The organism is Streptomyces sp. BA2, assembly GCF_009769735.1.
Classification (GTDB): Bacteria; Actinomycetota; Actinomycetes; order Streptomycetales; family Streptomycetaceae; genus Streptomyces.
Genome location: NZ_WSRO01000002.1, coordinates 7,556,352 through 7,581,194, shown reverse-complemented (window position 1 = coordinate 7,581,194; position 24,843 = coordinate 7,556,352). Strand labels below are relative to the sequence as shown.

Annotated in this window: 22 protein-coding genes; 9 read left to right on the top strand and 13 right to left on the bottom strand. The window is 70.6% G+C overall.

Annotated elements, in window-relative coordinates:
* Positions 1–26: 26 nt before the first annotated feature.
* Entirely contained in the window at positions 27–1,289 is a 1,263-nt protein-coding gene (gene arcA / locus E5671_RS36695) for an arginine deiminase (protein ID WP_160508216.1), read from the bottom strand.
* A gap of 72 nt (positions 1,290–1,361) precedes the next feature.
* On the bottom strand, positions 1,362–2,822 hold the full coding sequence (locus tag E5671_RS36690) for a basic amino acid/polyamine antiporter (protein WP_160508215.1): 1,461 nt from the start codon (positions 2,820–2,822) through the stop codon (positions 1,362–1,364).
* 107 nt (positions 2,823–2,929) lie between these two features.
* Here E5671_RS36690 and E5671_RS36685 point away from each other — a divergent pair, with 107 nt between their 5' ends.
* Positions 2,930–3,985 (top strand): lipoyl protein ligase domain-containing protein, encoded by a 1,056-nt coding sequence (locus E5671_RS36685; RefSeq protein ID WP_160508213.1) that lies wholly within the window; start codon positions 2,930–2,932, stop codon positions 3,983–3,985.
* Here E5671_RS36685 and E5671_RS36680 read toward each other — a convergent pair.
* The 3 genes from E5671_RS36680 to E5671_RS36670 form a co-directional block, all read right to left on the bottom strand.
* The gene (locus E5671_RS36680; protein WP_336605955.1) at positions 3,951–4,706 is read right to left on the bottom strand and encodes a DUF4232 domain-containing protein; all 756 of its coding nucleotides are present in this window, start codon (positions 4,704–4,706) and stop codon (positions 3,951–3,953) included. The two genes, E5671_RS36685 and E5671_RS36680, sit on opposite strands and share 35 nt — an antisense overlap.
* Positions 4,707–4,771: 65 nt before the next feature.
* Positions 4,772–5,440 carry a response regulator gene (locus E5671_RS36675; protein ID WP_160508211.1) on the bottom strand — a complete coding sequence of 223 codons (669 nt, stop codon included), beginning with the start codon at positions 5,438–5,440 and terminating at the stop codon, positions 4,772–4,774.
* The gene (locus tag E5671_RS36670; protein ID WP_160508209.1) at positions 5,437–6,669 is read right to left on the bottom strand and encodes a sensor histidine kinase; all 1,233 of its coding nucleotides are present in this window, start codon (positions 6,667–6,669) and stop codon (positions 5,437–5,439) included. Before E5671_RS36670 ends, E5671_RS36675 begins: the two co-directional genes overlap by 4 nt.
* Positions 6,670–6,919: 250 nt before the next feature.
* Here E5671_RS36670 and E5671_RS36665 point away from each other — a divergent pair, with 250 nt between their 5' ends.
* Positions 6,920–7,981 (top strand): carboxymuconolactone decarboxylase family protein, encoded by a 1,062-nt coding sequence (locus tag E5671_RS36665; protein ID WP_160508207.1) that lies wholly within the window; start codon positions 6,920–6,922, stop codon positions 7,979–7,981.
* The gene (locus E5671_RS36660; RefSeq protein WP_160508205.1) at positions 7,978–8,853 is read left to right on the top strand and encodes a class I SAM-dependent methyltransferase; all 876 of its coding nucleotides are present in this window, start codon (positions 7,978–7,980) and stop codon (positions 8,851–8,853) included. Before E5671_RS36665 ends, E5671_RS36660 begins: the two co-directional genes overlap by 4 nt.
* A 36-nt stretch (positions 8,854–8,889) precedes the next feature.
* Here the strand turns inward: E5671_RS36660 and E5671_RS36655 are convergent, their stop codons facing one another.
* Positions 8,890–10,458: an NCS1 family nucleobase:cation symporter gene (locus E5671_RS36655; protein ID WP_160508203.1), complete on the bottom strand. Its 1,569-nt coding sequence runs from the start codon at positions 10,456–10,458 to the stop codon at positions 8,890–8,892.
* Between the two features lie 139 nt (positions 10,459–10,597).
* Entirely contained in the window at positions 10,598–11,533 is a 936-nt protein-coding gene (gene sigJ, locus E5671_RS36650; protein WP_160508201.1) for an RNA polymerase sigma factor SigJ, read from the bottom strand.
* Between the two features lie 230 nt (positions 11,534–11,763).
* On the opposite strand from sigJ, the gene E5671_RS36645 reads away from it, so the two are divergent.
* The 3 genes from E5671_RS36645 (at position 11,764) to E5671_RS36635 (ending at position 13,778) form a co-directional block, all read left to right on the top strand.
* A complete protein-coding gene (locus E5671_RS36645; protein WP_160508199.1) occupies positions 11,764–12,237 on the top strand; it encodes a carboxymuconolactone decarboxylase family protein in 474 nt (157 codons plus the stop codon).
* Between the two features lie 117 nt (positions 12,238–12,354).
* Positions 12,355–12,900 (top strand): YceI family protein, encoded by a 546-nt coding sequence (locus E5671_RS36640; RefSeq protein WP_160508197.1) that lies wholly within the window; start codon positions 12,355–12,357, stop codon positions 12,898–12,900.
* A 32-nt stretch (positions 12,901–12,932) separates the two neighbouring features.
* On the top strand, positions 12,933–13,778 hold the full coding sequence (locus E5671_RS36635) for an endonuclease/exonuclease/phosphatase family protein (protein WP_160508195.1): 846 nt from the start codon (positions 12,933–12,935) through the stop codon (positions 13,776–13,778).
* Here the strand turns inward: E5671_RS36635 and E5671_RS36630 are convergent.
* The 6 genes from E5671_RS36630 to E5671_RS36605 form a co-directional block, all read right to left on the bottom strand.
* Positions 13,759–14,775, bottom strand: coding sequence for a TIGR03842 family LLM class F420-dependent oxidoreductase (locus tag E5671_RS36630; protein ID WP_160508193.1), 1,017 nt, complete (start codon positions 14,773–14,775; stop codon positions 13,759–13,761). The genes E5671_RS36635 and E5671_RS36630 overlap by 20 nt on opposite strands.
* 15 nt (positions 14,776–14,790) lie before the next feature.
* Positions 14,791–16,194, bottom strand: a complete 1,404-nt coding sequence (hydA, locus tag E5671_RS36625; protein ID WP_160508191.1) for a dihydropyrimidinase — start codon at positions 16,192–16,194, stop codon at positions 14,791–14,793.
* Between the two features lie 75 nt (positions 16,195–16,269).
* On the bottom strand, positions 16,270–17,553 hold the full coding sequence (locus E5671_RS36620; protein WP_160508189.1) for an aminotransferase class III-fold pyridoxal phosphate-dependent enzyme: 1,284 nt from the start codon (positions 17,551–17,553) through the stop codon (positions 16,270–16,272).
* A complete protein-coding gene (locus E5671_RS36615) occupies positions 17,550–18,392 on the bottom strand; it encodes a nitrilase-related carbon-nitrogen hydrolase (protein ID WP_160508188.1) in 843 nt (280 codons plus the stop codon). The genes E5671_RS36620 and E5671_RS36615 overlap by 4 nt, the downstream gene beginning before the upstream one ends.
* Before the next feature lie 217 nt (positions 18,393–18,609).
* On the bottom strand, positions 18,610–20,655 hold the full coding sequence (locus tag E5671_RS36610; RefSeq protein ID WP_443032746.1) for a hypothetical protein: 2,046 nt from the start codon (positions 20,653–20,655) through the stop codon (positions 18,610–18,612).
* A 202-nt stretch (positions 20,656–20,857) separates the two neighbouring features.
* A complete protein-coding gene (locus E5671_RS36605; protein ID WP_202121406.1) occupies positions 20,858–21,490 on the bottom strand; it encodes a TetR/AcrR family transcriptional regulator in 633 nt (210 codons plus the stop codon).
* Positions 21,491–21,549: 59 nt separating this feature from the next.
* Here E5671_RS36605 and E5671_RS36600 point away from each other — a divergent pair, with 59 nt between their 5' ends.
* From E5671_RS36600 to E5671_RS36590, 3 genes are all read left to right on the top strand, one after another.
* Positions 21,550–22,047: a nuclear transport factor 2 family protein gene (locus E5671_RS36600; RefSeq protein ID WP_160508184.1), complete on the top strand. Its 498-nt coding sequence runs from the start codon at positions 21,550–21,552 to the stop codon at positions 22,045–22,047.
* Positions 22,044–22,898, top strand: a complete 855-nt coding sequence (locus tag E5671_RS36595; RefSeq protein ID WP_160508182.1) for an NmrA family NAD(P)-binding protein — start codon at positions 22,044–22,046, stop codon at positions 22,896–22,898. The genes E5671_RS36600 and E5671_RS36595 overlap by 4 nt, the downstream gene beginning before the upstream one ends.
* Before the next feature lie 86 nt (positions 22,899–22,984).
* On the top strand, positions 22,985–24,841 hold the full coding sequence (locus E5671_RS36590; RefSeq protein ID WP_160508178.1) for a WD40 repeat domain-containing protein: 1,857 nt from the start codon (positions 22,985–22,987) through the stop codon (positions 24,839–24,841).
* Positions 24,842–24,843 lie beyond the last annotated feature (2 nt).

The window sequence follows — 24,843 nt, the reverse complement described above, 5'->3', positions numbered from 1 at the left end:
AGCCACTCAGAGCCCCGCAGAGCCGCTCAGAACTCCACGGCGTCGCGGACGAGCGGGCACGTCATGCAGTGCCCGCCGCCGCGGCCGCGCCCGAGTTCGGCGCCGACGATGGTGATGACCTCGACCCCGGCCTTGCGCAGCAGCGTGTTGGTCTGGGTGTTGCGGTCGTAGGTGAAGACCACGCCCGGCTCCAGGGCGACGGCGTTGTTGCCGCTGTCCCACTGCTGCCGCTCGGATGCGTAGATGTCCCCGCCCGTCTCGATGACGCGCAGCTCGGGCAGGCCGAGCGACTTGGCGACCACGTCGACGAACGCACGCGAGCCCTCGTCCGTGATCTCGACGCCCACCGCCTTGTCGCTGGGGCGCAGCGAGAAGGAGTGCACGTCGTCCATGATCTTCGGATAGAGCGTGACGATGTCGCGGTCGGCGAAGGTGAAGACGGTGTCGAGGTGCATCGCGGACCGCAGCTTGGGCATGCCGGCGACGATGACCTGCTCGGCGGCGCCGTTCTTGAACAGCGCGGAGGCGACCTGGGTGATGGCCTGCCGTGAGGTGCGCTCACTCATACCCATCAGGACGACGCCGTTGCCGACCGGCATGATGTCGCCGCCTTCGAACGTCGCCTGGCCCCAGTCGAGTTCAGGGTCGCCCCACCACACCGTGGCGCCGGTGAAGTCGGGGTGGAACCGGTAGACGGCCTTCATCAGGAGCGTCTCGTCGTGCCGGGCCGGCCAGTACAGCGGGTTGAGCGTGACACCTCCGTACAGCCAGCACGTCGTGTCGCGGGTGTAGAGGGTGTTCGGCAGCGGCGGCATCAAGTACTCGCTCACGCCGGTGGATTCGCGCACGAGCGCGAGGTACCCGGAGCGGAACTCCTCCGGCAGATCCGCGGTGGCCAGGCCCCCGATGAGGTACTCGGCGAGCTGCCGGGGCTCCAGCGTCTCCAGGAAGGCGCGGGTGTCGTCGATGAGTCCGAGGCCGACCTCGTTCGCGGTGATCTTCCGGTCCAGGAGCCAGCTTCTGGCCTCGGGGATCGCCATGGTCCGGGCGAGCAGATCGTGCAGTTCGACGACCTCGACGCCGCGCTGCTGCAGCTTGATGACGAAGTCGGCGTGGTCGCGCTGGGCGTTCTCCACCCACATGACGTCGTCGAAGAGCAGGTCGTCGGCGTTGGTGGGGGTCAGCCTGCGGTGCGCGAGTCCGGGCGCGCAGACCAGTACCTTGCGCAGCCTGCCGACCTCGGAGTGGACGCCGAACGTCGGTGCGGCGGGGGTGTCGTGGCTGGTCACGCTGGTCACGGTGCGCCTTTCGGTCGGTGGCAAGGTGGCAACAGGGGTTCAGGAGCTGGTCAGAGGCCTGGGTCAGAGTTCGATCCAGCCCGCCGCGAGAGCGATCACGCCCACGACGGCGCCCGCGATCGAGACGGCGCAGATCACGGCCTCGCGCGGGGAGAACAGGCGCCGGTTCTGTTCCCGTCGCGCCTTGATGAAGAGGAGGGTCGCGGGGGCGTAGAGGATGAAGGACACCAGGACGAACTTGAGCCCGGCGGCGTACAGCAGGAACGCCGTGTACAGCGTGGCGATCACCGCGATCACGAGTTCCTTGCGGGTGCTCTGCCCGGCGACGTCCTCGCGACCGTACCCGAGGGCGATCTTGACGGCGAAGCCGGCCGCGAGCAGGAACGGGATGAGGCTCAGCGCGCTGGTCAGGTCGAGCGCGAAGTTGAACGCGTCGTCGGAGAACATCGTGACGACCAGGACGACCTGGCTCAGCGCCGTGGTCATGAGGAGCGCGGGTACGGGCACGTCCTCGGCGGTGGCCTTCCTCAGGAAGCGGGGCATGTCGTCGTCCTTCGCGGCGACGAAGAGCACTTCCGCGGCCATCAGCGTCCAGGCGAGGTACGCGCCGAGCACGGAGATGATGAGCCCGACGCTGACGAAGACCTTCCCCCAGGTGCCGACGGCCTCCTCCAGGACCCCGGCCATGGAAGGCTGGCGCAGCTCGGCGATCTCCGCCATCGGCATGATCCCGTACGACACGATGGTGACGGAGGCGAAGACGGCGAAGACGCTGAGGAAGCCCAGGATCGTGGCCCGGCCGACGTCCTCGCGGCGCTTGGCGTGCCGGGAGTAGACGCTCGCGCCCTCGACCCCGAGGAAGACGAAGACGGTGGCCAGCATGGTGCCGCGCACCTGGTTGAAGAGCGATCCCGCGTAGTCGGCGCCGCCGAAGTTGTCCGCGAACACGGACGGCTTGAAGAAGAAGAGCGCCAGGATCACGAAGACGAGGATGGGCACGATCTTGGCGACGGTGACGATCCTGTTGATCGCCGCCGCTTCCTTGACCCCGCGCCGGATCAGCAGGAAGAACGCCCACAGGCCGAACGAGGAGAGGACGACGGCGAGCAGGGTGTCGCCGTCGCCGAGGCTCGGCCAGATGGCGCCGACGGTCGACATGATGAGCACCCAGTAGGTGACGTTGCCGACGCACGCGCTGGCCCAGTACCCGAACGCGGAGAAGAAGCCGAGGTACTCGCCGAACCCCGCCTTCGCGTAGGCGTAGACACCGGCGTCGAGATCCGGCCTGCGGACGGCGAGGGCCTGGAAGACGAACGCGAGCATCAGCATGCCCGTACCGGCGATGGCCCAGGCGATCAACGCGCCCGCGACTCCGGTCTCCTGGGCGAACCTCCTGGGCAGCGAGAAGACCCCCGCGCCGACCATCGAGCCGACGACCATCATCGTCAGCGTCGTGAGTGTCAGTTTGACGGCCGGTGACGCGCCGTCGGTGGGTCGGCCGCTCGTCGTCTCAGCGTGGCTCATGGACTCCTCGTCAGCTGCGGGAATCTATCCCTGGTGGGTCGAGTTGTCCTGTTATGAAATCGCAGGCTGACGGTGTTCGCGATTCAGGCAGGCCCGGAGGAAGCACAGTGCACGGTGAGTACAAGGTCCCCGGCGGCAAGCTCGTCGTCGTGGACCTGGAGGTCGAGGACGGCGTGCTGCGGCACGTGCGGGTGGCGGGAGACTTCTTCCTGGAGCCTGACGAGGCGTTCGACGCCTTGAGCCACGCCCTGGAGGGCGCCCCCGCCGACACCGACGCTGCGGGCCTCGCCGCCCGCATCGAGGCGGCGCTCCCCGAGGGCACGGTGATGTACGGGCTCACGGCGGAGGGGGTGGGTGTCGCGGTGCGCCGCGCCCTGGCGCACGCCACCGACTGGACCGACTACGACTGGCAGCTGATCCACGAGGGCCCGCAGTCCCCCGCCCTGCTCATGGCCCTGGACGAGGTGCTCACCGAGGAGGTCGCCGCCGGGCGCCGCCCGCCGACGCTGCGGGTGTGGGAGTGGGAGTCCCCGGCTGTCGTCATCGGCAGCTTCCAGTCGCTGCGCAACGAAGTGGACCTGGCGGGCGCCGAGCGGCACGGCATCGAGGTGGTGCGCCGGATCAGTGGCGGCGGCGCCATGTTCTGCGAGCCGGGCAACGCCATCACGTACTCGCTCTCGGTCCCCGGCTCCCTCGTGCAGGGCCTGTCCTTCGCCGACAGCTACGCCTATCTGGACGACTGGGTGCTCGACGCCCTCGGCGACATGGGCATCAAGGCGTGGTACCAACCGCTCAACGACATCGCCACCGACGCGGGGAAGGTCGCGGGCGCCGCCCAGAAGCGCGTCGCGGGCGGGCACGGCGCCGTGCTGCACCACGTGACGATGTCGTACGACATCGACGCGGAGAAGATGGTCGAGGTGCTCCGCATCGGCCGCGAGAAGCTCTCGGACAAGGGCACGAAGAGCGCGAAGAAGCGCGTGGACCCGCTGCGCCGCCAGACGGGGCTCCCCCGCGAGGCCGTCATCGAGCGGATGCTCGACTCCTTTCGCACGCGGTACGGCCTGATGCCGGGCAAGGCCACGGACGAGGAGATGGCCAGGGCGCGGGACCTCGCCCGGACGAAGTTCAGCTCGCCGGAGTGGACGGCGCGGGTGCCGTAGGCCTGGACGGGTTCGCGTCGTCCTCCGGGCTGCGCTGCCAGGCGGTCGTGCCGATGCGGCCGGTGTTGCCGAGGTCGATCCGGCCCTGCGGCGTCACGGTCCCTGGGCGGGTGCCGGGGGCCGGGGTGACCTTCAGATAGGTGCCGCTGACGGCGGTCGTCGTCGTGTCGGTGACGGTGTTGCGCCAGACGAGCACGGTGTGGGCCGCCTCGCCCCGCTTGAGCGGGACGGGGCGCGGGCCGGGGTCGTCCATCGTGGTGACGGGCTCGGGCCCTTCGAGGATCTGTACGTCGAGGGGTTCGCGGTGCTCGTCGAGGACCCGCAGCTTCGGATAGCCGTTCAGGCGGTAGGTGTCCTTGCCGCAGTTGATCAGGGTCACGGTCATCGCGCGCAGGCCCATGGCGGCGTCGACCATGCCGGCCTCGATGCGGACGCCGGACGCGGGGCAGGAGGGCGAGGGCACGTCAGGTACTGGGTCAGGCCCCGTCACGACGGGGGCCTCCGTCGGCGAGACAGGATCGGCCGAAGCGGACCACCCGTCCCCTTCACTGGACCGACCACCCTCACTGGACCGATCACCCTCAGCAGGCGCCGTACGCCCGGGATCCCTCTCCCGCTCCAACTCCTCCGAGAGCCCGCACCCGGAGGCAAGCAGGACCACGGCGGCGAGGACGGCGACGTGGCTGAACCTGGCGACGCGGCTGAACGGTATGACGGTCACGCGGAGATCATGCCATGGCCAGAGATTTCCCCTTTCTATTCCTATGTGTTCCTAGGGGTGTGTTCCTAGGGAGCCGCGTTGCGGGCCGCGACGAGCCCCGATTCGTAGGCGAAGACGACCAGTTGGGCCCGGTCGCGCGCCCCGAGCTTTGTCATCGCCCGGCTCACATGCGTCTTCGCGGTGAACGGGCTGATCACCATGTGCGTGGCGATCTCCTCGTTCGTCAGTCCGCGCGCGGCCAACGCGGTCACCTCCCGCTCCCGGCGGGTGAGGTTCTCCAGGCCCGGCGCGGTGGCCCGGTCCGGTGGCCGCGAGACGAACTCACCGATCAGCCTGCTGGTCACGGACGGCGAAAGCAGTGAGTCCCCGCGCGCGACGATCTCGATGCCGTGCAGCAGGTCGGCGGGCTCCGTGTCCTTGAGCAGAAACCCGCTGGCCCCGGCACGCAGGGCGTCGAAAACGTACTCGTCGAGTCCGTAATTGGTGAGGATCACGACGCGTACGCCGCTGAGGCGGGGGTCGGCGGCGATCCGACGTGTCGCCTCGATCCCAGTCATCACCGGCATCTGTACGTCTATGAGCGCCACGTCCGGCACGCACTCCCGCACTAGAGCGACGCCACGCTCCCCGTCGGCGGCCTCCCCCACCACCTCGATACCGTCCTCGGCTTCGAGCAGCGCACGGAACCCGGCGCGCATCAACGCCTGGTCGTCGACAAGCACCACCCGGATCATCCGCCCTCCCTGGGCCACCCGGCATCAGCGGTCACCCGCGCCTCCCCGGGCGATCCGCCCTGCCCGGCAAAATCCCCGACGTGCCCCGCAGGCACCTCTGACGCCAATGCCCCGTACTCCAGCGGCAGTTCAGCCCGCACCAGGAATCCGCCCTCGACCCTCGGCCCTGCCCGCAGCGTCCCGCCCAGAGAAGCGACCCGCTCCCGCATCCCCGTGAGCCCGGTCCCCTCCACCGGCGCCTGCCCCGCGTCGGCGACCCCGTCGTCCTCCACCTGCACCCCCAACACCCGCTCCCCGTAGTCGAGTCCGACCGTCACCTTGGCGGAGCCGCCCGCATGGCGTGCCGCATTGGTGAGGCCCTCCTGCACGATCCGATACGCGGCCCGCTCCAGGTCACCGGCCAGGGTCCGCTCCCGGCCCCGCACCGTCAGCTCCACCGCGAGCCCGGCCGCCCGGGCGCGCTCGACGAGCAGCGCCGGGCTCCCCGTCGGCTCGTCCGTGCGCAACACGGTGAGTGTCGACCGCAGTTCACGCATGGCCTCACCGCTCGCCTCCTGGATGGCGAGCAGCGCGGGCGGTATGTCCTCACCCCGCTTGCGGGCGATGTGGACGGCTACGCCCGCCTGGAGCTTGACGATCGAGATGCTGTGCGTCAGCGAGTCGTGCAGTTCGCGCGCGATCCGCAGCCGCTCCTCGCCCGCTCTGCGCAGCGCCGCCTCCTCGCGGGTCCGCTCGGCCTCCAGGGCCCGCTGCTCGGTCTGGCGTAGATACGCCTGCCAGTTCTTGTCGGCGAGACCTGTGACGAGGGCACACAGGAACCAGCCGGCCAGCAGCAGCGTCCGCTGCACGACATCGTCCGAAGCCTCCCCCGCCACCGCGAAGCCCGCGAGGAACACCCCGGCGGCAAGGGCGGCAAGGCCCCGGTGGGACGCCCGCGCGGCCGTGTGCACGGCCGCGACCACCGGAATCGCCGCGACACTGCTCGCTCCCCCGTACAACACCTCGCCGAGCAGGCATGCCGTGGTGACGGCCAGCACGGCGCGCGGCGCTCTCCGATGGACAGCGAGAGCCACCGAACCGGCCCCGATCAGGGCGTAGTCGAAGAGCCCCGCGCCCCCGTCGCCCAGGCCCGCCGCGACCGCGACTATCGCGCCCACAACCACCGCGAGCACCGCGTCACCAACCCACGCCTGCCGCACCCGGCCCCGCACCCGATCGCGCACGCTCATCTGACCCGCCGATCTCCCCGCCCAGTCCGCCGTCATCTCCACCCCACACCCCTCGCAACCCCGCCGCGGCGCATCCCCCGCCGTGTTCAGAACCATAGATGCCGCCACCGACAACCGCGTCACCCCAGCAGACCGCTCTCGCACTACTCCCCGTGCAGTAGTCGCGGACCCGCACAGCCCCGGCGGCGTACGCGCAACTGCCTTCCGTCGGACGACGACCCGAGGCGCCCGGCGCACCGACCATCGGGCCATGGCAACTTTTCGATACACCGATCCCGTACACGCGAAGTCAGCGACCGGCAGGACCGCCGACGCCTATGCGCAGATGGCCGAAGACTTCGGCATCGCGGAGCCCGCGCCGCTCGTCGTCCTCTCCCCCGCGCCCGAACTGTTCACCGCCGCTTGGGCCTTGCTCCGCGAGTCCCTGCTGGTCGGCGGCGACGACGCCTTCGGCAGCGGTGGCACGACCCGCACCGACCGCGAACTGGTCGCCGTGGGCGTCTCGCTCGCCAACCGCTGCCCGTTCTGCGTGAACGCGCACACGATGATGCTGCACGCCACCGGCGACCACCGCGTCGCCGAGCGGGTGCTGCGCGGCGAGCAGCCCGAGGACCCGGCGCAGGCGCGGCTGCTCGCCTGGGGCAAGGCCACCCGGACGCCTCAGGCGCCGGAGCTCGCCTCGCCACCGTTCCCCCGCGCCCACGCCCCGGCCCACATCGGCACCGCGCTCACGTTCCACTTCATCAACCGCGTCGCGTCGTCGCTGATCACCGAGGACATACTGCCCTGCAACGCGCAGCGCTTCCGGGCAGTGCGCTCGCTCGGCGGCCGCACCCTCCAGAAGACGGTGCGCCGCTCCTTCACCCCCGGTGACTCGCTGGCCCTGCTCGACGACCCGCAGCCAGGGCCCTCCTGGGCCTCAGGCACGCCCATCGGTTCCGCCTACGCCGCGCTGCGTGCGGCGGCGGCGAGGGGCGCGGGCCTGCTGGACGAGGCCGATCAGACCCTCGTGCGGGCGACAGTGGCCGCGTGGGACGGCTCGCATCCGCCGCTGTCCTGGGAGGCCCTGCCCGACCGCGCGTCCAGCCCGGGGGCACGCCTCGCTCTGCTCGCCGCGCTCGCTCCGTACCGCATCACCGACGAGGACGTGGCGGCCTGGAAGAAGCCGCCGTTCAGCGACCACTGCCTCGTGCACCTGATCGCGTACGGCGCGTTCACGGCGGTCGACCGCATCGAGAGCGCCCTCGCGGCACACCACTCCGTCCACCACTCGGCCCACCACGCCGCTCCCCACGCCAAGGAGACCTCATGACGACAGAGGCGACGACGCCCCCCAACTCCTCCCAGGCCAAAGCCTGGAACGGCCCCGTGGGCACCCACTGGGCCACCCACCACGAGCGGTACGACACGATGCTGTCCGGCGTGAACGACGCCCTCTTCGAAGCCGCGGCCATCGGCGCGGACGACCGCGTCCTGGACATCGGCTGCGGCGCGGGGGCCACCACCCGCATCGCGGCCCGCCGCGCCGTGCACGGCCATGCGGTAGGGGTCGACATCTCGGCGCCGCTCCTCGACCGCGCCCGTGCGAGCACGGCGTCCGATGGCATCACGAACGTGGCGTACGAACAGGCAGACGCCCAGATCCACCCCTTCCCCACGGCCGGGTACGACGTGGCGATCAGCCGCGGCGGGGTGATGTTCTTCGCCGACCACGCCACCGCCTTCACGAACATCGCCCGCGCGCTGCGCCCCGGCGGGCGGCTGGTGTTCGTCTGTCCGCAGTCCGTCGACCAGGAGACCGAGGAGTCCCGCACGCTCGGCCTCTTCGCCAAGCTCCTCGCGCGGGAGGATGGCCCCGAGGAGAGCCCGGAGTACGCATCGCCCGAGGCCGCGGCCGACGCCACCGCGGCACGCACCGCGATGGCCTCGCTCTCGGACCCGGCCCGCATCCATGAGGTCCTCACCGTCTTCGAGGACGTGACGGTGACTCCCGTGCCGGTGGAGGCGGTCTGGGGCCGGACTCCGGCGGACGCCGTCGACTTCATCCTGTCGCGCACTCCGGGCCGGACGGTCACCGCTGCGACGCGGGCCGCCCTGGAGGAGGCGTTCCGGCCGCACGCGACGGAGTACGGCGTGCGGATGCGGGCGGGGGTGTGGCTGGTGACGGCGGTGCGCCCGGCCTAGGCACCTCCGGGCACCTCCAGGCACCTCCAAGCCCCGCTAGGCCACTGGTCGGCCTCCCCCGGACCCCCCGCCCCGCCACACCGCCATCAGCCCCACGTAGACGACCAGCGCCGAAGCGAGGCCGATCGCCCACCCGTAGTCCGCGAGCGGCTTCAGCACGGGGATCAGACCGTCCTCGGGGAACGGCCCCTTCCCCGGCGCCGAGTGCGAGCCGCCCACGGCGAGCACACCGCCGACCGCGAAGGCCGCGACGGCCCGCAGATTCCACCCGGCCGTGTACCAGTAACGCCCTTCGGGGCGGTACAGATCGGCGAGGTCGAGGACCGTCCGGCGCACCACCCAGTAGTCGGCGATCAGGATTCCCGCGACCGTGCCGAGCAGCCCGCCCACGACGCCGAGCCACACGAAGATGTAGAGCTCGGGAGTCTCGATCAGCCGCCACGGGAAGATGACCACGCCAACGACCCCGGTGATCAGCGCGCCCGTACGGAAGTTGATGAACTTCGGGGCGAGGTTCGCGAGGTCGTACGCGGGTGAGACCACGTTGGCCGCGATGTTCACGGAGACCGTGGCGACCAGGACGGTCACCAGGGCGAAAAGAAGCCCGAAGACGTTGTCGGCCTTGGCGGCCAGGTCGACGGGCTCCCAGATCGGCTCCCCGTACACCGCTTGCGAACCGGAGGTGACCAGAACGGACAGGAGTGCGAACGCGGTCATGGTGGTCGGAAGCCCGAGCGTCTGTCCCCACACCTGCGCCCGCTGCCCCTTCCCGAACCGCGTGAAGTCGGGGATGTTCAGGGAGAGCGTGGACCAGAAGCCGATCATGCCCATCAGCGCGGGGAAGAACACCGGCCAGAAGTCGCCGCCCCAGCCCAGCGTGGACGGCTGGTCGAGCAGTGGACCGAAGCCGCCCGCCTTGTCGGCGATCCATACGAGCAGCACGACGGCGCCGACGAGCACAAAGGGCGCCGCCCAGTTCTCGAAGCGCCGCAGCGCCTCCATACCCCGGTAGATGATGGCCAGTTGGAGAGCCCAGAAGAGGACGAAGCAGAGCCACAGCGGCCAGGGGTAACCGCCGATCCGGGACTCGTCGCTCCACGCCCCGTCGAAGACCTGGTTGAGCAGGACGTAGATCCCCTGGCCGCCGATCCAGGTCTGGATGCCGAACCAGCCGCAGGCCACGGCCGCCCTGATCAGTGCGGGCAGGTTCGCGCCGCGCAGGCCGAAGGAGGCGCGGGCCAGGACGGGGAACGGAATGCCGTACTTCGGGCCCGCGTGACCCGTCAGAAGCATAGGGAGGAGCACGATCACATTGGCCGCCGCGATGGTGAAGACGGCCTGGCGCCAGTCCATGCCGAGCGCGACCAGGCCCGAAGCGAGCGTCCAGGAGGGGATGTTGTGGGCCATGCCGACCCACAGGGCGGCGAAGTTGTAGGTGCTCCAGTGGCGTTCGGCGAGGGGGATGGGCTTGAGGTCGTCGTTGGCGAAGCGGCTGTGCTCCGGAAAGGCACCGGGGCGCAGTTCGACGCGGCCGTCGTCGGCGACGGTCTGGGATGTGGCGCCGGGTTCCGCGGCGGCCGGCCCCGTGGGGACGGTGCCGGTCACGAGGCTGGCGGATCGGTCTGCGGCACACGTCCGAAATCCATGCCCAGGCTCCTTACTCGGGTCGACGCGGGTCAACTCAGCAAGTTTCCCCGAGCGGCGGCGCCGACAATCCTGCTCCCGTCCCGCGGGGCCGCGTGCGTCAGTCCGTCGTCCAGGGGCGGAGCTTCTCGGGATTGCGTACCGCCCAGAAGTGCGTGATCCGGTCGTCCGCGATGTCGAAGGCCAGTACCGCCGTGGTGACGCCGTCGTGCTGGACCACCAGGCCTGGCTGACCGTTGACCGTGCGCTCCAGGATCGTCTGGTCGGGCGCCTTGCCGGCGACGGAGACCAGGTAGCGCGCGATCTCCTCGCCTCCCGTGATGGGGTGGAGCGCGGCGTTGACCAGTCCCCCGCCGTCGGCGAGTGCCGTGGCGTCGGGGTCGAGGAGGCCGATGAGCGCGGCGATGTCCCGGGCTTCCCAGGCCTGCTTGAACTCCCTGACGACGGCGGCGCGCCGGGTCGCCGTCGTCGCGGGCGCGTGCGAGACGCGCATGCGGCGGCGCGCGGACGAGGCCAGTTGACGGCACGCCGCCGGGGTCCGGCCGACGATCTCGGCCACCTCCGCGAAGGAGTAGCGGAAGACGTCGTGCAGGATGAACGCGACGCGCTCGGCCGGGGTCATCGATTCGAGCACGACGAGGAAGGCCATGTTGACCGACTCGTCGAGAGTGACCCGGTCGGCCGGATCGACGGTCGCGCCGCCCGACCGCCCGTCGGTCCACTCCATGCGATCGGGCAGCGGCTCCGGGATCCATTCACCCACGTACCTCTCGCGCCGGGCCCGCGCCGAGCGGAGCTGGTCGAGGCAGATGCGGCCCGCGACCTTCGTCAGCCAGGCACCGGGGGATTCGATGGCCTTCTGCTGCTGCGGGGACATGACGTACCAGCGGACGTAGGCCTCCTGCACGACGTCCTCGGCGTCGGCCAGGGAGCCGAGAAGCCGGTACGCGAGATTGATCAGCTGACGCCGCTCGCTCATGAGCGCGCTCAGGCTCGGGTCGAGCCAGCTGTCTCCGGGTTCGTACTGGGACCTCATGGTGTCGCCGCTCCCTCTGCCGCATCTGTCGTTCCCCGTACGACGAGACAGCTCCTCGGAATGTGACCTCGGCCCCCATCCAGCTCGGAACTCGGCGTCCCCCGGCACCTTTCGAGAAGTCCGCCTGACATTTCGAGAGGCTGTCTCGTCGGTGCTGCAGGGACGAACACGATCCCACCGACAGCCGGTCCGTCCGTGGGACGGACCGGCCAAGCAGCAAGGAGATCACCATGCAAGCCCGTTTCGACTTCCTCGCCAACCCGGTCTCGGCCAGTTCCGTCAAGCACCTCACCGCCGCGGGCAGGGCGCTCGCGGAGTCGGCCTTGCCGGCCGCGACGCGGGAACTGGTCGCGCTCCGCTCCAGCCAGATCAACGGATGCGGTTTCTGCGTCGACATACACACCAAGGAGGCCACGCACGCCGGGGAGTCCCAGGTGCGCCTCCACCTGGTCGCCACCTGGCGCGAGGCCACGGTGTTCACCGACGCCGAACGGGCCGCCCTGGAGCTGGCGGAGGAGGGCACCCGGATCGCGGACACGGCCGGCGGCGTCCCGGACGAGGTGTGGGCGAACGCCGCCAAGCACTACGACGAGGAGCAGCTCGCCGCCCTGGTGTCGATCATCGCCATCATCAACGCCTTCAACCGCCTGAACGTCCTCACCCAGCGGCCCGCGGGCGACTACCAGGTCGGCCAGTTCGGATAGCCGCGATTCACCACCCCCGGGCGGTCCCGGCCTCAGTGGCCGGGGCCGCCGCCCGCCCCGCGCCATCGACTCAGTCGACGAGGCGCTCCCCTTCCCCCCTCTCCAGGAGTGATCACCATGCCGACCACCCTCAGCCTCGGCCAGCTGACCGGCGCCTACATCATCGACACCGCCCACACGCGGATCGGCTTCGTCGCCCGGCACACCATGTCCACCAAGGTGCGCGGGGAGTTCGAGGAGTACGAGGGGAGCGCGTACCTCTCCGGCGACCAGCCGTCGAAGTCCAGAGCGCACCTCTCGATCAAGGCGAAGAGTCTTCGGACCCACCACGAGCAGCGCGACGAGCAGCTGCGCAGCACGTTCCTGGAGACGGACAATCACCCCGCCATCACCTTCGGCTCGACCGAGGTGGAGCAGGTCGACGCGACCAACTTCAAGGTCACCGGCGACCTGACCATCCGTGGCGTGACCAAACCGGTCACGATCGACGTCGAGTTGACCGCTGCCGAGCTGGACTCACAGGGCGATCTCAGGGTCGGCTTCCTGGGCAGCGTCACGGTCAACCGCAAGGACTGGGGCGTGAACTGGAACGCAGCGACCTCGGTTCTCGTGAGCCCGAAGGTGACGCTGGAGTTCGACGTCATCGCGGTCCGGCAGCCATGACAATCCCCGGGGCACCCACGGAGAGGAACCTGATGACGACGACAGTGCGCGTCGTGACATTGAACGTATGGAACAGCCGCGGCGACGCGGTCGCGCGGGAGTCGCTGATCAACGCCGAGCTGCGGCGGCTCGCACCGGATCTCGTCGCCTTCCAGGAGGTCCTGCCGGACCAGTTGCCCGGCCTGATCGAGGGGACGGGGCTGCACGGCACCCATCAGTCGCAGACCGGCGCGACGGTTCCGCCCTACGCCGATCGGTACGGCGGGACGGCGATCGCGACGCGGTGGCCGCACCGCATCGTCGAAGTCCTGGATCAGCGCGGAGCGGACGCACCCGACGTCCCGTGGCTCACGCCGGCCGCCCTGGTGCCGCTGCCCGGCCTCGATGACGTCCTGTTCATCGCGCCCACGACGTCGTTCCGGCTCGACGCGGAAGCTCAACGGGAGCGCCAGGTCCTTGCCTTGACCGATCTGGACGCCCGGCACCGCACGGCCCTGCCCACGATCATGGCCGGTGACTTCAACGCGGAACCCGGCTCCGCGGGCATCCGCTATCTGACCGGTCGGCAATCGCTCTCGGGTCGCGGCACCCACTACCACGACGCCTGGGAAGTCGCGGGCTCCGGCCCCGGACACACGTGGACCGCCGACAACCCCCACGCGACCGAGGACATCGAACTCCTGGTGCGTCAGCCCGGTCACCGCCGCAGGATCGACTACGTCTTCGTCGGCTCACCGCACGCGCACCCCCATGCCTTCGCTCGCGTGCGGAGTGCCGACCTCGCCTTCGACAAGCCGGTCGACGGCCTATGGGCCAGTGATCATTACGGGGTCGTCGCCGACCTGGAGGTGGGACTGCTCACGACAGGGCGGGGATGACCGTGGCGCCGTAGCCGTCGATGACGCCTTCGCGGGCGTCATGCATCGCGTACAGCGCGAACTGATCGACGCCGAGCCGCTTCAACTCCTTCAGTTTGGCGATGTGTTGTTGCGCCGTGCCGATGACGCAGAAGCGGTCCACGATGTCGTCGGGGACGAAGGCCGTGTCGGGGTTGTCGGCGCGGCCGTGGTGGGAGTAGTCGTAGCCCTCCCGGGCCTTGATGTACTCGGTGAGGGCCTCGGGGACCAGGTCCGAGTGTTCGCCGTACTTCGCCACCAGGTCGGCCACGTGGTTGCCGACCATCCCGCCGAACCAGCGGCACTGCTCACGGGCGTGGGCCAGCGCGGCGGGCGAGTCGTCCTCCGTCAGATAGGCGGGGGCCGCGACACAGATCGTGACCGAGGACGGGTCGCGGCCCGCCGCCGCGGCGGCGTCGCGGACCGCCTTCACCATCGACTCCGTCAGATACGGGTCGGCCAGCTGGAGGATGAAGCCGTCCGCCTCCTCACCCGCCATCTTCAGCGCCTTGGGCCCGTACGCGGCCATCCACACCGGGAGCCCGGCGTCCGGCCCGATCCAGGGGAAGCGGATCGTCGTGCCGCCCAGGTCCGCCTCCTCGCCCGAGGCCAGCGCACGGATGACCTTCATCGCCTCGCTGATCCGGGCGAGGGTGTTCGGGGTGCGGCCCGCCACCCGCATCGCGCTGTCGCCGCGGCCGATGCCGCAGACGGTGCGGTTGCCGAACATGTCGTTGAGCGTGGCGAACGTGGAGGCCGTCACCTCCCAGGTGCGGGTGCCCGGGTTGGTGACCATCGGGCCGACGATCAGCCGGTCCGTGTTCGCCAGGATCTGGCTGTAGATGACGAAGGGTTCCTGCCACAGCACGGCGGAGTCGAAGGTCCAGCCGTAGCGGAATCCGCCCCGCTCGGCGCGTTTCATGAGGCTGATGACCTGGCCGGCCGGTGGATCGGTCTGCAGGACGAGTCCGAAATCCATGGTGCGTCGCCTCTCCTAGCCGAGGTACTGGGTGGTGCCGCGCGGGACGTACGAGCCGTGCCCGGCGTGGCCTGTGAACTTCCGCTGGTCGATGATCACTTCACCGCGGGAGAGGACCGTCTCCACCTGACCCATGACGTGCTTGCCCTCGTACGCGGAGTAGTCCACGTTCATGTGGTGCGTGTCCGCCGACATGACCTGCTCGGCGGCCGGGTCGTAGATGACGACGTCCGCGTCCGCGCCCGGCGCGATGGTGCCCTTCTTGCCGTACAGGCCGAACATCCTGGCCGGGCTCGCGCAGGCGATCTCGATCCAGCGGCGGCGGCCGATGTGCCCGTCCACCACTGCCTGGTGGAGGAGATCCATGCGGTTCTCGACGCCCGGAAGGCCGTTCGGGATCTTGGAGAAGTCCCCGCGTCCCAGCTCCTTCTGCCCCACGAAACAGAACGGGCAGTGGTCCGTGGAGACCACCTGGAGGTCGTTCGTGCGCAGGCCGCGCCAGAGGGCGGCCTGGTGCTCGCGCGGTCGCAGCGGCGTCGAGCAGACGTACTTGGAGCCCTCGAAGCCGGGCTCCGCGAGATTGTCCGTGGAGAGGAAGAGATACTGAGGGCAGGTCTCCCCGAACACCGGCAGGCCCTCGTCACGGGCCCTGGCCAGTTCGGCCACCGCCTCCTGCGCCGACACGTGCACCACGTACACGGGCGCACCGGCCACCTGGGCGAGCTTGATCACCCGGTGCGTCGCCTCCGCCTCCAGGAGCGACTTGCGGACCTCTCCGTGATAGCGCGGGTCCGTCTCACCGCGCGCGAGGGCCTGCTCCACCAGGACATCGATGGCGAGGCCGTTCTCCGCGTGCGTCATGATCAGCCCGCCGTTGGTGGCGGCCCGCTGCATCGCCCGCAGGATCTGGCCGTCGTCGCTGAAGAAGACTCCGGGGTACGCGGTGAAGAGCTTGAAGGAGCTGACCCCTTCCTCGATCAGGTGGTCCATCTCCTTCAGGGTCCTCTCGTTGACGTCCGAGAGGATCATGTGGAAGCCGTAGTCGATCGCGCACTTGCCGTCCGCCTTCGCGTACCAGGCGTCGAGGCCCGCGCGCAGCGCCTGGCCCTTGGTCTGCACGGCGAAGTCCACGATGGTGGTGGTGCCGCCCCAGGCCGCGGCCCGGGTGCCGGTCTCGAAGTCGTCCGACGAGAACGTGCCGCCGAACGGGAAGTCCATGTGCGTATGCGCGTCGACTCCCCCCGGGATCACGTACTTGTGGGAGGCGTCGATGACGCGGTCCGCGGTCCAGGCCTCGGCGGCGCCCGAGCCGTGTGCGGCGAGCGCGACGATCCTGCCGTCCTCTATCAGCACGTCGGCGTGGGTCTCTTCGGCGGCGGTGATGACGAGTCCGCCGCGGATCAGGGTGCGGGTACTCATGGTGGGGCGCTCCCTTTCATGCTCGTACGTTCGTGCGCGCGGGTACCTGAACAGGCACCTGGGCAGGTGCGTGAACTAGACGCTCCGCAAGGCCTGTTCGAGGATCGCCGCCCCTTCCTCCGCCTCCGTCACGGTCAGCGAGAGCGGCGGGGCGACGCGCAGGACGCTGGTGTCGTGGCCGCCGCCCTTGCCGATGAGGAGTCCGCCTTCGCGGGCCGCTTCGAGCACGGCGGCCGCCGCCTGCGGATCTGCCTCGCCCGTCCCGGGGTTGACGAGCTCGATGCCGATCATGAGGCCACGGCCGCGCACTTCGCGTACGACAGGCAGCTGGGCGCAGATGGCGCGCAGCCGCTCGATGAGCAGACCGCCGACGCGCCGCGCGTTGCCCTGGAGGTCGTGTTCCAGGAGATACGTGAGGTTCGCGAGGCCTGCCGCCATGGTGACCGGCGAGCCGCCGAACGTCGAAATGGAGTTGGAGTCAAGGGAGTTCATGACCTCGGCGCTCGCGACGACACCACCGATGGACATGCCGTTGCCGATGCCCTTGGCGAAGGTCAGGATGTCCGGCGGGCCGCTCGCGGCGTGCGCCTGCCAGCCCCAGAAGTGCTCGCCGGTACGCCCCCAGCCGGTCTGCACCTCGTCCGAGATCCACAGGACGCCGTGCTCCCAGAGGACTTCGCGGAAGGCGGCGTAGAGCCCGTCCGGTGGCGAGGTGAAGCCGCCGACCCCCTGGATGGGCTCGGCGATCAGCGCCGCCACTCCCCCGCGTGCCTGCCCGAGCATGTCCTTCAGGTCGGCGACGCAGGCCTCGATGAACTCGGCGTCGCTCAGAGCGGCGTACGGCCCGCGGCTGCGGACGCCGCCGTGGACGTACAGCGTCTGGAGCGGCGAGAGGCTGGTCGGCGACCATGAGTTGTTGCCGGTGATGCCGACGGCCGTGAAGGAGCGGCCGTGGTAGCTGTTGCGCATCGCCAGGATCTGGTTCGAGCGGCGGTGCGCGGTGGCCAGGAGCAGGGCGGTGTCGTTGGCTTCGGTCCCCGACGTGGTGAAGAAGACGCGGGCGTCCGGGATGCCGGAGAGGCCCGCGACGCGCTCGGCGAGGTCGATCATCGGCCGGTTGAGGTAGAGCGTGGAGGAGTGGATGATCCGCCCGGCCTGCTCGCTGACCGCCTTGGTGACCTCGGGCAGCGCGTGGGCGGTCATGGTGGTGAGGATGCCGCCGAAGAAGTCGAGGTACTGCTTGCCGTCCGCGTCCCAGACGTGACGGCCCTCGCCGTGGGTGATCTCCAGCGGGTCGGCGTAGTAGAGCGCGAGCCACTCGGGCATGACGGCCCGGTGGCGGGTGTGGAGGTCCTTCACGGCTGTACCAGCCCTTCGTACGCGTCGGGGCGGCGGTCACGGTAGAACGCCCACTGCTGGCGTACTTCCTCGATCAGGCCCAAGTCCAGGTCTCTGACGACGAGTTCCTCGGCCTTGTCGCTCGCGGTCTCGCCGACGAACTGTCCGCGCGGGTCGACGAAGTACGACGTTCCGTAGAAGTCGTTGTCGCCGTACTCCTCGACGCCCACGCGGTTGATCGCGGCGATGAAGTACTCGTTGGCGACGGCCGCGGCGGGCTGCTCCAGCTGCCAGAGGTGGGCGGAGAGGCCGCGGGATGTGGCGGAGGGGTTGTAGACGATCTGGGCGCCGTTCAGGCCGAGCTGGCGCCAGCCCTCCGGGAAGTGGCGGTCGTAGCAGATGTAGACGCCGACCTTGCCGACCGAGGTGTCGAAGACGGGCCAGCCCGCGTTCCCCGGCTTGAAGTAGTACTTCTCCCAGAAGCCCTTGACCTGGGGGATGTGGTGCTTGCGGTACTTCCCCAGATACGTGCCGTCGGAGTCGATCACGGCGGCGGTGTTGAAGTAGAACCCGGACTGCTCGACCTCGAAGACCGGAACGACGACGACCATGCCGGTCTCGCGGGCGAGTTCCTTCATCCGCGTGACGGTGGGACCGTCCGGCACGGATTCGGCCCACCGGTAGTGCTCGGGCTCCTGAACCTGGCAGAAGTAGGGGGCGTTGAACACCTCCTGGAAGCCGATGATCTTCGCACCCTGGCGGGCCGCCTCGCGGGCGTGCTCCTCGTGCTTGGCAATCATGGATTCGGTGTCGCCTGTCCAGGTTGCCTGGACCAGTGCGGCGCGTACGACGTTGGCCATGAGCTGCTCCTTCGACGGGACGTCAGAGAGCTTCTACGCCCGTAGACTTGATGCGTAGACAGGAAAACGTAAGCCTCCCCGACGGGCTGGGCAAGACCATCGCCGTTAACCGGCAGAGTCGATCATGTTTCGCACCCAAGCGGGCGAGAAGCGGCGCGGAACGGGCAGATGGAACAGGTGCGTCAGGCGCTTCAGGCAGGTGCTTCAGTCAGGTGCTTCAGGCGTTGAATCCGGCAACGCGCAGCGCGTGCACGAGATCCCAGTGGCGCTCGTCCGACACCCCCTGGGCCGCCTGGAGGAGCAGCGGGATGAGGCGGTACGGATCGGTGTGCGCGCAGCCTGCCGTGTCCTCGGGGGTGCGTACGCGGATGTAGGCGTCCAGCAGGGCGCGGGCCTCGCGCTCGCGGCCCGCGTCGATCAGCGCGAGCACGGCCTCGGCGATCTCCGGGGCGGGCCGGGAGACACCCTGCCGCAGCAGCTTGCGGCAGTCCTCGGCGCGGCCTGCTCCGGCGAGGGCGTCGGCGAGCGCGACGAGCCGGTCGGGCGGCAGGGACGCGGCCTCCCAGAGCAGCGTCGACCAGTCGGCGCCGAGGCCCGCGCGGTGCAGCTCACCGGCGAACAGGGGCAGCCGAGGCGCGGGCCAGCCCGCCGCCTCGACGAGTACGCCGTGCGCCTCGCCGCTGCGACCCTCACCACGGAGCTTGATGAGCGCGGCGACGGCTTCGGCGGTGGCCCTCCCGGCATCGCGGTCAGGCCCGGCGGCGTCACGGCGTCCGCCTTCATCGGCACCGCCCGGCCCCTCGGCGGCGTGCGCGAACCGCGCGCCGCGGGGTCTGTTCGGGGCGGGCGGCTGCGCGGCTGTCTCCGGTACGGCGACGGCACCGGCCGCGGCTGCGTCGGCGCCCCCTTCGTCGTCCGGCCCGACGAACCCCGCGAAACGGGCGCCGCGGGGGCGACGTGTGCGGCGGGACGCGTCGCGCGACTTGCGGCCCTGCTTCGGGACCCGGGGCGCTTCGGGGTCCGAGCCCGGTTGCGACGCGGGGTCGGCCGACAGGGTGCGGGCGTCGTGAGCCGGGGCGCTCTGGTCGGTCAGGGGTGTGCCGAACTCCGGGGCGGGGGTGCCGTGATCTCGGGCAAGGGCGCCGAACTCCGGGGCGTGGTCGCCGTGGCCGGGGGCGCGGGCACCGAACTCCGGGGCAGGGGCGCTGAGTTCCTGCGAACCGGCGTCGACGCCACCCGCCGCGGCTCCGAACCCGTCCGCGGCAGCAGCCCGGAAGCCATCCCTGGCCGAAGGCCCGAAGCCGTCCTCAGCCCGAAGCCCGAAGCCGCCCCCGCCCGAAGGCCCGAAGCCGTCCTCAGCCCGAGCCCCGAAGGCGTTCTGCCCCTGCTCCCCGAAGTCGTCGGAGTCGGAGTCAAAGCCCGAGCCGAAGCCCGGGCGGGGGCCTGAGCCGAAGCCCGAGCCGGGGCCAGAGTCAAAGCCGGAGCCGAGGCCGGCACCAGAACCGAAGTCGTCGCCGTAGCCGGAGCCAGAGTCGAAGCCCGCGCCGGGGCCTGAGCCGTAGCCAGGGCCGGGGCCAGAGCCGGAGCCGCGACCGGAACCGGAACCGGAACCGAAGCCGGGACCGGAACCGGAGTCGTCGCCGGAGCCGGAGCCGGAGTCGTAGCCGTAGGGGCCCGAGCCCGAGTCGTCGAGCTCCTCAGCCCCGAAAGCCGCCGTCGGCCTCCCCCTGAAACCGCCCGGCGCCCGAGCGTCAGAGCCACCGGCCGCCGCTCCGTCCTCGAAGTCGTCCACCACCACGGCCGCGAAGTCGTCCGCCACCGGAGTCCCGAGGTCGACCCACTGCGGGCGATCCGCCCGGTCCAACCGCTCGATGCGCTCCCGGAGTTCCGCGCACCGCGCAGACGCCCGCTCGTGGTCGTCGCGGACCCAGGCCAGATCGCGGTTGAGCCGCTCCACCTCGTCCGGCGTGGCCGCGGCGGCGAGCGAGCGGCCGAACTCCGCCTGCCGTTCCACGGCGAACCGCTGCTCGGTGAGCATCATGTCGAGCCGCTCGCCGAGCAGCCCACGCCCCCCGGGCCGCGCGTCGTACGCCGCCAGCGAGGCCTCGTGCAGCACCCGCGCCCGCTCCGTCTCGCGCTCGGCGGCCCGCGCGCCGTACCCAGCGGCCAGATCGTGCAGCAGTGCCTCCACCACGTCCCAGGGGGGCACTTCCGAGCCATCCAGGCAGGCCCGCATCCCCTCGGGGTCACGGGACCAGAACACGCCGCACCACCCGGCGCCCGGATCGAGCCGCGCCAGGAGGTCCCTCAGGTACCTCGCGAACTCCCGGACCTGATCTGGGAGTTGTCCTACTGCCATCCGAGCCAGCACCGCCCCATGGAGCCTGGAGTCTTCCGGTGCGGAAGATAACACCAGTCGTGTTACGGGACGACTACACGCAGTTTTCCGGCCGCACCACAGCGCCTCACACGCCGCCGTCCACGCTGTGAGCGAGAACCGAGGCGCAGAGCTTCCGCAGCCCCGAGTGCAGTTGCCCGGGGCTCGCGCCCTGGCTGGTCACGTGCTCGACCAGGTCGCTGCGGACGGCGGCGAGCAGGGCGTGCGCGAGGTAGTCGGCGTCCTCGCGTCCGTGTACGCCGGACAGCATCCCGGCGACTTCGGAGTGCCAGAGGTCGTAGGCCGGGTTGAGGTAGGGGCTTCCGGTGCCCGCCCGCTCCAGGGCCAGCATCAGCGCGCGCTGTTTCAACTTGAGGTCGAGGAGCGCGGCCATGAGTGCGGGCAGCCGCTCGGCGACCGGCGCGCCCGGGCCCAACGGCGGCGGCCCGTCGGTTACTTGGTCGCGCAGCTGCTGCGTCTCCTCGACGACCAGCGCCCTGACCAGGCCGATGCGATCGGAGAAGTGCCGGAAGACCGTGCCTTTGCCGGCTCCGGCGGCCTGGGCGATGTCGGCCATCTTGACGCTGTCGGGGTCATCGGCGTCCTTGAACAGCCGGGCGGCGGCGGCCAGCAGTGCGGCCCTGTTGCGGACGGAGTCGGCTCTCTCCTTGCGGGCGGTGATGGTTCCTCCTCGGTGAGCGGGACGAGCGGACCCCAGCATAAGTCGACCCGAGGTCCGGTACTTGTAAACGGACCCAGGGTCAGGTTAACGTCGCCACCATGACGACGACACACCCCGCCCCATCGGCACACCCGTCGGCGACCGACGTGTTCACCCACTCCCTCGACCTCCTGCTCGCCAAGGACATCGACGGCTGGGTCGCCCTCTGGGCACCGGACGGAGTCTTCGAGTTCCCCTTCGCGCTCCCCGGAGCCCCGCACCGGCTCGTCGGCCGTGACGCCGTGCGCGGATACATGGCCGACTACCCCGACCACATCGACCTGAGGAGCTTCGAGGACCTGACCGTCCACCGCACCGAAGACCCCGAGACCATCGTCGTGGAGCTGCGCGGCACCGGCAGGGCGGTCGCCACCGGGCGCCCCTTCGACATGCCGTACATCCAGGTCGTCACCGTCCACGAGGGCCGGATCACCCGCTTCCGCGACTACTGGAACGGCGCACTGGCGGCTGACGCCTTTGACGGGGAGATCCCCGTGGGCGGCCCCCGCACAGGAAACGCCCCCGTGGGAAACACCCTCGCGGGAGACGCCCGATGAGTGCGCGCCCCACCGGCCTCCTCGTCACCGGCGGCACCGGAACCACCGGCAGCCGCATCACCGCCACCCTCGCCGACCGAGGCCTGCCTGTCCGCGCGGGCAGCCGCCGCCCGGCCCCCGGGACCCGGCAGGTCCGCTTCGACTGGGCCGACCCCGCCACCCACGGGCCGGCGCTCGACGGCGTCGGCGCCGTCTACCTGGTACCGCCCGTCGGGGACGCCGAGCCCGCCCGCCTGATGCTGCCGTTCCTGGAGCGCGCCCTGCGCTCCGGCGTACGTCGCTTCGTGCTCCTGAGCTCCTCCGCCATCGAGGAAGGCGACCCCGGCGTCGGCGAGGTCCACGGTGCGCTGCGTCAACTGGCCCCGGAGTGGGCGGTGTTGCGCCCGTCCTGGTTCATGCAGAACTTCATCACCTCCAGCCATCTCCACGCCGAGAGCATCCGCGCCACGGGGGAGATCTTCACGGCCACCGGGCAGGGCCGGGTGGCGTTCGTCGACGCGGCGGACATCGCGGACGTCGCCGTACACGCACTGCTCGACGCGCTGCCGCACAACGCCGCGCATGTGATCACCGGGCCGGAGACGCTCAGTTACGGCGATGCCGCCGCGGTGATCTCGGAGGCCTCGGGGCGCGAGGTGCGGCATCGGCCGGTCCCGGCCGCGGAGTTCCGTGCGCGGCTCGTCGCCTCGGGGATCCCCGAGGACTTCGCCCGCATGCTCGCCGCCATGGATGAGGGGATCTCGCGGGGCGCGGAGAACCGGGTCGACCCCGCCGTGCGGACGATCACGGGCCGCGAAGCCCGGCGGTTCCTGGACTTCGCCGCAGGCCACGCGGGGCACTGGCGCGCATAGTGCTCCGGACGGAGGGGCCTCGCATCCTCACAGCACTGTGACTCCGTGCGGACATCCGTCACGTAGATCATTCGTACGATGCCCCGGTGACACACGAGATCATTGACTACGGACAGTTCGCCGAACGGCTGGAGCGTCAACAGAAATGCTCCCGCTGGTCGTTGCTCGAAGAGGTACAGCGGGAGTGGGGTTACGAGGATCCGGGCGGCGAGCCCGGCCACTCCCGCTGGGGCGGCGAGAACAAGAGGCACGGCATCGACTGGGCCCTGCCGATCCCCCAGGCGCTCAACGAATGGTGGGACTCCCCGCTCAACTCCTTCGCCTTCAACCCGCGCCTGTACTGGGTCCACACGCAGTGGCCGCCCAAGATCTCCGAGCTCGACGCGGACACGCACGTAGCGGCCACGCACCCGGCGGACACGCGCGTCTGCGTGTTCATGTCCGAGTACCACTACGCCCACGAGTGGGGCTATCTCGCCGCCGAGGCCGAACTCCCCGACCCCCGGGTCTTCGTGAGCATCGGCGGCGAGTGGGTGGAGCAGAGCCGCTCGCTCTCCGAGTTCCTGATGCAGCTGGCCTTCGAGCGGATGCCCGCGCACTACGGCTGGACGCTGCGCTTCGGCCGCGACACCGTGGACGCCGACCCCGAGGTCGTACGCCGCCTGGAGTCCTCGTACCGCGAACTGGGCCTGCTGCCCTGGCAGGGGATGGGCACCGACGCGCTCTCCTACGGCGCTCCGGACGCGGTCATACGTCACGGCCGCGGCCCCGGTGCCGACTTCAAGATCGTGATCAACGCCCGCACCCGCGAGGCGCTGCTCGACGTCGCTCGCACGCTGGGCCTGGAGTGGACGGACAAGGACATCCGCCCGCCCGCTGAAGTGCCCCCGCCGCTGGAGGACTTGGGCCCGGTAGCGCTCGCCGCCGGGGACGCCGACCCACGTGGCCGGTGGACGGTCCTGACCCGCGAGCACCCTCAGCCGCCTGTCGTGGCCGGAGCGGCGGCCGGGCTCGTCGAGGCCCCGGGCACGCTCAGGGCGGTGGCCTCGCTGCAGGGTCCGACGCTGCTCGTCGCGGGCGACAGCGAAGGCCGCGTGCACGTCCGCGAGACGGACGACGAGGACCCGGAGACCATCACCCTCGCCCTGCACCGCGCCCCGGTGACCTCGGTGACCTGCGTGGAGCTCGCGAGCGGCGCCCGTCTGGTCCTGAGCGGCGACGCGCACGGCGTGATCCGCTACTGGTCGACCCGCCGCAAGCCGCTGCGCGCGCCGTTCGCCCGCAGGAGCATCCCGGTCGCCTCACTCGCCTCCGCGGTCCTGCCCACCGGGCCCGCGCTCGCCGCGGCCTGGGCGGACGGCCTGGTGCGCGTCTGGGACCTGGCTTCCGACGCGGTGGCCAACCTCCGCCTCGGCACCGGCATCAAGTTCCTCGGCCTGGACGCGGACGGCACGCTGCATGTCACCGACGCGGAGTCCACCGCCGCTCTCCGCCTCGACCTGGCCAAGCTGTGGCCGCACCGCGATCTCCAACTGCGCCTGGAGAGCGTCGACTGGGGCTCGCTCTGGACCGCGCGCGGCCCCGGCCACATGATCCCCGAGCTCATCGGCAAGGTGACGTCGGACGACAAGAAGACGGCCATGGACGCGGTCCACGACCTCTACCGCCTCCTCGTCTCCAAGGAGGCGTCATCGACCGCGGCCGTCCCGGCCATCCCGTTCCTGGTCGAGCTCATGACGGACCCGGACAACCGCTCCCGCAGCACGCTGCTCCTCCTGATCGCCGACCTGGCGGACGTGCACCAGGCCCGCGGCGGCAGGGGCGACGCCCAACTTGCCGCGGTACGCGAGGCGTTGCCCGTGTTGCGCTACCTCCACGACGATCCGGAGGGGCCGATCCGCTGGGCGGCCAACGAGCTGGAGCAGAACTGCGCGGCCCGCTGAGC